Origin of the sequence: Deinococcus multiflagellatus (assembly GCF_020166415.1) — a bacterium.
Taxonomy (GTDB): domain Bacteria; phylum Deinococcota; class Deinococci; order Deinococcales; family Deinococcaceae; genus Deinococcus; species Deinococcus multiflagellatus.
The window spans coordinates 598,855-604,918 of record NZ_JAIQXV010000001.1 but is presented as its reverse complement, the minus strand read 5'-3'; the positions used below and the strand labels follow the sequence as shown (position 1 = coordinate 604,918).

6 protein-coding genes are annotated in these 6,064 nt (G+C 70.7%); 3 read left to right on the top strand and 3 right to left on the bottom strand.

The features are described 5' to 3' along the window. On the bottom strand, positions 1-1,212 hold a 1,212-nt coding region (locus K7W41_RS02990; protein ID WP_224604537.1), incomplete at its 3' end, for a DUF418 domain-containing protein. 46 nt (positions 1,213-1,258) lie between these two features. On the opposite strand from K7W41_RS02990, the gene K7W41_RS02985 reads away from it, so the two are divergent. After that, positions 1,259-1,846: a TetR/AcrR family transcriptional regulator gene (locus tag K7W41_RS02985; RefSeq protein WP_224604536.1), complete on the top strand. Its 588-nt coding sequence runs from the start codon at positions 1,259-1,261 to the stop codon at positions 1,844-1,846. 190 nt (positions 1,847-2,036) lie between these two features. On the opposite strand, the gene K7W41_RS02980 is transcribed toward K7W41_RS02985, so the two are convergent. After that, positions 2,037-3,053, bottom strand: a complete 1,017-nt coding sequence (locus K7W41_RS02980) for an acyltransferase family protein (protein ID WP_224604570.1) — start codon at positions 3,051-3,053, stop codon at positions 2,037-2,039. Between the two features lie 228 nt (positions 3,054-3,281). Then, the gene (locus K7W41_RS02975; protein ID WP_224604535.1) at positions 3,282-4,388 is read right to left on the bottom strand and encodes a prephenate dehydrogenase; all 1,107 of its coding nucleotides are present in this window, start codon (positions 4,386-4,388) and stop codon (positions 3,282-3,284) included. 73 nt (positions 4,389-4,461) lie between these two features. Between K7W41_RS02975 and K7W41_RS02970 the strand changes: the two genes are divergently transcribed. Further along, positions 4,462-5,214 carry a TSUP family transporter gene (locus K7W41_RS02970; RefSeq protein WP_224604534.1) on the top strand — a complete coding sequence of 251 codons (753 nt, stop codon included), beginning with the start codon at positions 4,462-4,464 and terminating at the stop codon, positions 5,212-5,214. Between the two features lie 241 nt (positions 5,215-5,455). Further along, a complete protein-coding gene (gene msrA / locus K7W41_RS02965) occupies positions 5,456-6,007 on the top strand; it encodes a peptide-methionine (S)-S-oxide reductase MsrA (RefSeq protein ID WP_224604533.1) in 552 nt (183 codons plus the stop codon). Positions 6,008-6,064 lie beyond the last annotated feature (57 nt).

Genomic DNA, 6,064 nt, shown 5'->3' with positions numbered 1-6,064 from the left:
ACGCGGCACTTTCGCCGGCACCCGGGGCTGACGCCGCAGTGGGCCCCAGCGGCCGTTGGTCCAGGCCCGCAGCAGCCACTCGAACGGGCCGACTCTGAAGTGCCGCAGCCACAGGTGGGCGAACAGTTCCAGGGCCAGCCACACCCCCAGGGTGACCAGCACCGTGACGCTGAGGCTCAGCTGCCCGTACCAGCCCAGGCCCCAGCCGGCAAACAGCAGCCCCAGCAGCAGCGATTCGCCCAGGTAGCCGGTCAGCGACATGCGCCCAGCCGGCGCTGCCAGCCGCAGCACCCGCGCGCCCGGGTTCAGGGCCGCCAGCGCCACATACGCCCCCGTGAGGGCCGGCGCCGTGATGAACCCCAGGGCCACCCCCAGCACCTGCTGGGCCCCGTCGCTGCTCAGGGTCAGCCACGCCGAGGCCGCGCCGCCGGGCAGACCCACGGTCGCTCCCAGCAGCAGCAGGCGCCGCCAGAGGGTGCCGTAGCGTTCGGGCCGGCGCAGGACCCCCAGCCGGCCCGCCGCCAGCCCCAGCAGGAACATGCTCAGGGCCAGCGACCAGTTCAGCACGCCCAGGGTCAGCAGCACCCCGGGCAGTGCGCTCAGGCGGGCGTGGGCGGCCTGTAGCACCCCGCCGGCCTGCACGGCGCGGTCCAGCACGGCGACGTCTTCCACAAACCCTCCCGACCCCGGCCCTGCCGAGCCCGCCCCGGCCGCCAGCGACCCCAGGGCCACCACTGTCAGCAGCCCCGCCCCCACGAGGTAAGCGCCGGCGGCGCCCCGCAGGGCCGTGCGGGTGCGGCGCACGGCAAACCACGGCAGCGCCAGCCCCAGCACCGCGTAACTCAGCAGAATGTCGCCAACAAACAGCAGCGTGGCGTGCAGCAGCCCCAGGACCCCCAGCGCCAGCAGGCGGCGACGGTAGCGGCGCAGGCCGTCGCCCGGCCGGGCCTGCGACTGCAGCAGCAGGGTGAGGCTGTAGCCGAACAGAAACGAGAACAGCAGGTAAAACTTGCCCTGCGCCAGCGCCACGATCAGCCACGCCAGCACGCCGTCCAGCCCGGAATGCACCAGCGCCGGCGTCAGGCCGGCGTGGGTCATGGCGAGGTACGGCATGTTCACGAACACGATCCCCAGCAGGGCCAGGCCGCGCAATTGGTCCGGCAAGGGCTGACGGCCACCTTGAACCACCTTCGTTTCTTTTGGAACAATCATGTTCCAGATCATAGAGGATGGGCTGCTCACCCGCTAGGCTCTGGCCATGAGCCCAGCTCGCCGCGCCCCCCCAACGCCCCTTTTAGAGGTGCTGACCCAGGCGCTGGTGGAGCGGCCCCAGGCCAGCCTGGGCGAACTGGCGGCGCTGGCGGGTGTGGGCCGCACCACCCTGCACCGCCTGTACCCCACCCGGGAAGCGGTGCTGCGCGCTGTGGCCCTGGACGCCCTGGCCCACCTGCGGGCCGTGGACGAAGAGGTGGGGCTGGCCGCCGCCTTTGCGCCGGGGACGCCGCCAGCTGTCTCCTGGCAGACGCTGGAACGCTGGATTGAACGGCTGGTGCCGCTGGGCCCGCGCCTGATGTTTCTGGTGCGCGCCTCGGAACTGGACAGCGACGCCGAACTGACGCGCGCCTCGGCCGCGCAGGACGCCACGCTGCTGGGCGCCCTGGAACGCGCGCAGGCGCAGGGGTTCCTGAGCCCCCGCCCGCCCGCCGCGTGGCTGATGGCGTCCCTGCACGCGCTGATTTATGTCTGCTGGGAACAGGTGGCGGCGGGGACGGTGGCCCCGCGCGACGCCGCCGGGCTGGTGTTCCGCACCTGGCTGGGCGGGGTGGGGGAGAAGGCGAACGGCTGAGACGACTTCCGAAACATTCCGTCAGGTGTGGCGGAATTTTTCCGGCCGGACTGACCGGGCTGCGCCGCAGAGGAAGAAGAAAAGGGTGCGGATGTCCGGGCATTGGGCTGGAACAGCGCCGAAGGCGGGGACCATCCCGTTCGTTTCTGGATGTTCCGGAAATGGACGGCCGTCCGTATAAGCGGCGCCTCTACCGGCCGAACAGCAAGGGACTTAAGCGCGTGCCCAGCAGGGCCCGGCCCAGCAGCGCAGGCCCCAGCAACGCCACCACGAAGTAGCCCAGCATGGTCAGGGCCACCTGCGCGGGCGGGCCGTCCGGGGGCAGGGCGCGCTCCAGGGCCTGCAGCACGGCTGGGTGAATCAGGTAAATCTGCAGGCTGACGGTGCCCAGCAGGCCCACCGCCGCGCGCAGCGGCGCTGTCCGCACCAGCCGGAAAGCCGCGCCCAGCAGGCCCAGGGCCACCAGACTGGTGTACAGCCAGCTCAGGCCGCTGTAGACCACCGGGGTCACGTTCTCGCCCCGGGCATAGGCCAGCGCGGCGGGCAGGTACAGGCCATACGCCAGGGCCAGCACCGGCAGCAGCACCCAGCGGCGGCGCCGCCACCACGCCTGAAAGTCGTCCAGGCGCGCGCCCACCGCCACGCCCAGCGTGATGGGCAGCATGTACCACAGCACCGTGCTGGCCGGAAACGGCAGGCGCAGCACCTCGCGGTTAAGAAGGTACAGGCCCAGTTGCAGTGCCAGCCCCAGCAGCAGCGCGGCCGTGATGCTGGGGCGCCGCCGGGCCAGCGGGAGCAGCAGCGGCAGCACCAGATACACCTCCAGCGCCACCAGCAGGAAATACAGGTGATAGCTGGCCTTGCCGTACAGCAGCCAGTCGCGCCAGCGTTCCGGGTCGGTGAGGGTGCTCGCCTCGCGCTGGCCGGTCCACACGTACCAGACGATATACAGCGCGCTCCACAGCAGGTAGGGCCAGCCGCCGCGCGTCAGGCGGCGCCAGAAATAGCGCCCCGGCTCAAAGCGCTTCAGCAGGCTGCGCGTCAATACCACCGCCGAGAGAAACACGAAGGCCGGCACCGCAAAATGCAGCGTGCGGTTCAGGACCAGCACCAGCAGGTGGGCCGTGGAGGCCGGGTCCAGCGAGCGCAGGGCCACGCCGGTGGTGTGGTGGCCCACCACCTCCAGAATGGTCAGGCCCCGGAACATGTCAATGGCCGAGAGACGGGGGGCGGCGGGGGCTGGCGCGGGGGCCTGCGGCGGCGCTGCCCCGGCGGGCACAGGGGCCACCGGGGCAGGCAAGGCAGAGGGCGGGTGATCGGGGGCGGGGTCAGCCATTGAACGCCCCACGGTACCGCCACAGGTTCAGTGGACTGCTGAACGTTAAGCAAAGAGGAACTCAGCAGGAAGGGCGGGTCCATGCCCCCCCGGCTTTGCTTAGCCCCGCCCGCGCACCTCGAAGCCCGCGCCGGTCAGGATGCCCGCGGCACGCGCCACGTCCTCCGGGCTTTCCAGGCCTAGGCGAATGGCGCCGCCGTCCTCGCGGATGGCCAGCACCTCAATGTCCTTAATGTTGACGCCGGCTGCCCCCAGCGCCTGCGTGACCGCGCCAATCTGGTTGGGTTTGTCGGGCACCGCCACCACAAGGTCGTGGCGCTGCGGCAGCAGGCTGCGGCGCACCACGGGCAGGCTGTCGCGGGTGCGCTTGCCTTCCTGGGCGCACAGCAGCAGTTCTTCGGGGTCGTCCAGATCGGCCTCCAGGCGGTCGAGCTGCCGGCGGAATCTGGACAGGGCCTCGCGCAGCGCCGCGCGGTTTTCCACCACCATGTCGCGGCTCATGCGGGGGTCGCCGCTGGCCACGCGCGTCAGGTCCCGGAAGCCCCCGGCGGCCAGCAGGCTCAGGCGTTCGTCGCGCGCCACCATGTGCGTCAGGGCGAGGCTGGCGAGGTACGGCAGGTGGCTGATGGTCGCCACCAGCGCGTCGTGGGCGTCGGGGGGCATCACCACGGGCGCGGCGCCCAGGCCCTCGACCAGCGCGCGGGCGCGGCTGAGGGCGGTTAAGGGCGTGTGGTCGCCAGGAGTGAGCACCCACACCGCGTTTTCCAGCAGCGCCGCGCGGGCGTGGGTCACCCCGCCGCGCTCGCTGCCCGCCATCGGGTGCCCGGCCACGAAGTTGCGCACGCCCAGCCGCTCCATCTCGGCGGCAATGCCCGCTTTCACGCTGCCCACATCGGTCACCAGGGCGCCCGGGTTCAGAAAAGGCGCGAGGTCGCGCGCCAGCGGGGCCAGGGCGCGCATGGGGGCGGCCAGCACCACCAGATCGGCCTCGCGCAGCCACTCGCCCGCCGAAGCGCGCACCTCGTCCACCACGCCCAGGGCCTCGGCCTCGCGCAGCACGTCCATGCTGCTGTCCAGGCCCACCACCTTTTTCGCCAGCAGGCGCTGGCGCAGCCCCAGGGCCACGCTGCCCCCGATCAGCCCCACGCCCGCCACCACAGCGGTGCCAAAGGGGGTGGAATCGGGCGCGGCGGGCGGGATCGTCATGGGGGCGAGGCTAGCATGCCCCCGGCGGCCCGCCGCGCCGTTGCCCGGCGCGCGCCGCGCTACAGTGCCCGGCGTGCCTGGTCCCGAAGTGCTGCTCTACGGCCTGCCCCTGGCCTTTCTCGCCGGTTTTCTGGATGCGGTGGCGGGCGGCGGGGGCACCATCACCCTGCCCACGCTGTTTCTGATGGGCCTCAGCCCGGCGCAGGTGGTGGCCACCAACAAGCTGCTGGCCATTTTCGGCTCGGGCAGCGCCACATGGCAGTACTGGAAAAGCGGCCATGTGGAGCGGCCCCTGGTGCTGCGCCTGATTCCCCTGGCCCTTCTGGGCAGCGCGCTGGGGGCCTTTCTGGTGCGCTTTGTGGACCCGGCGCTGTTTCGCACGCTGGTGGGCGTGGTGATTCTGGGGGTCGGCGCGCTGGTGCTGATCAACAAACGCTTTGGCCTGGAAGACCGCTACCCGGGCCTCACTGCCCGCACCCTGGCCCTGACCCTGCCCGGCACCCTCCTCATTGGCATGTACGACGGCTTTCTGGGGCCCGGCACCGGCACCTTTGCCATGTTCCTGTTCTCGCTGGCCGGCTTCAATCTGGTGCGCGCCAGCGGCAACGCGCGGACCCTGAACTTCGCCACCAATCTGGGGGCGTTTGGGCTGTTTCTGCTGGGCGGCCACATGGTCTGGTGGCTTGGCCTGCCGATGGGCGCGGCCAACGCCCTGGGCGCCTTTCTGGGCGCGCGCATGGCGATGCTGCGCGGCAGCGCCTTCGTGAAATGGGTGTACGGCGTGATCGTGGTGCTGGTGGCTGCCCGGCTGTTTTTTGGGCGCTAAGCCAGCTGGGAACAGTTCGGGAACGCCTGACCGAACATTTTCGATCAGAGCGGCTTGCTGAATTGTGGAGCAGAGAGGGCCCACAGGTGGAGGTCTGGGCGTCGGGTTTGGACAGCGCCGACGGTGGAGAACAGCCGGTGGGGCTCTGGATGTGACGGTGAGGCCAGAACGTGCCAGGGCTTAGGTCCAACCGTGCGCCTGCGCCCCGTCTGCGGGCGGGCCACGCGCCATGATGCGGGCTATGACCACTCCCTCAAGCCCAACCCAGCAGGCCATTTTCGCCGGAGGGTGCTTCTGGTGCACCGAAGCCGTGCTGAAGGACGTGCGCGGCGTGCAGAAAGTGGAAAGCGGCTACATTGGCGGCCACACCCCCAACCCCGATTACCGCAGTGTGTGCAGCGGCCAGACCGGCCACGCCGAGGCGGTGCGCATCACTTTCGACCCGGCGCAGGTGAGCTTCAAGGATCTGCTGGGCCTGTTTTTCGCCACCCACGACCCCACCACCCTCAACCGCCAGGGCGCCGATGTGGGCACCCAGTACCGCAGCGCCGTGTTTCCCCTCAGTGCCGAGCAGGAAACCCAGACGCGCGAGGTGATCGAGGACCTGACCCGGCAGGATGTGTTCGGCCGCCCCATTGTGACCACCATCGAGCCCGCCAGCACCTTCCATCTGGCCGAGGACTACCACCAGGACTACTACGCCAACAACCCGCGCCAGCCGTACTGCATGGCCGTGATTGCCCCCAAGGTGGCCAAGATGCGGCAGTACTACGCTGACCGGCTCAAGGGTTAAGGAGCCCAAACGCTGAGGGGGCGCGGGGCCGGCATGGAGGCCCTGCGCCCCCTTTCG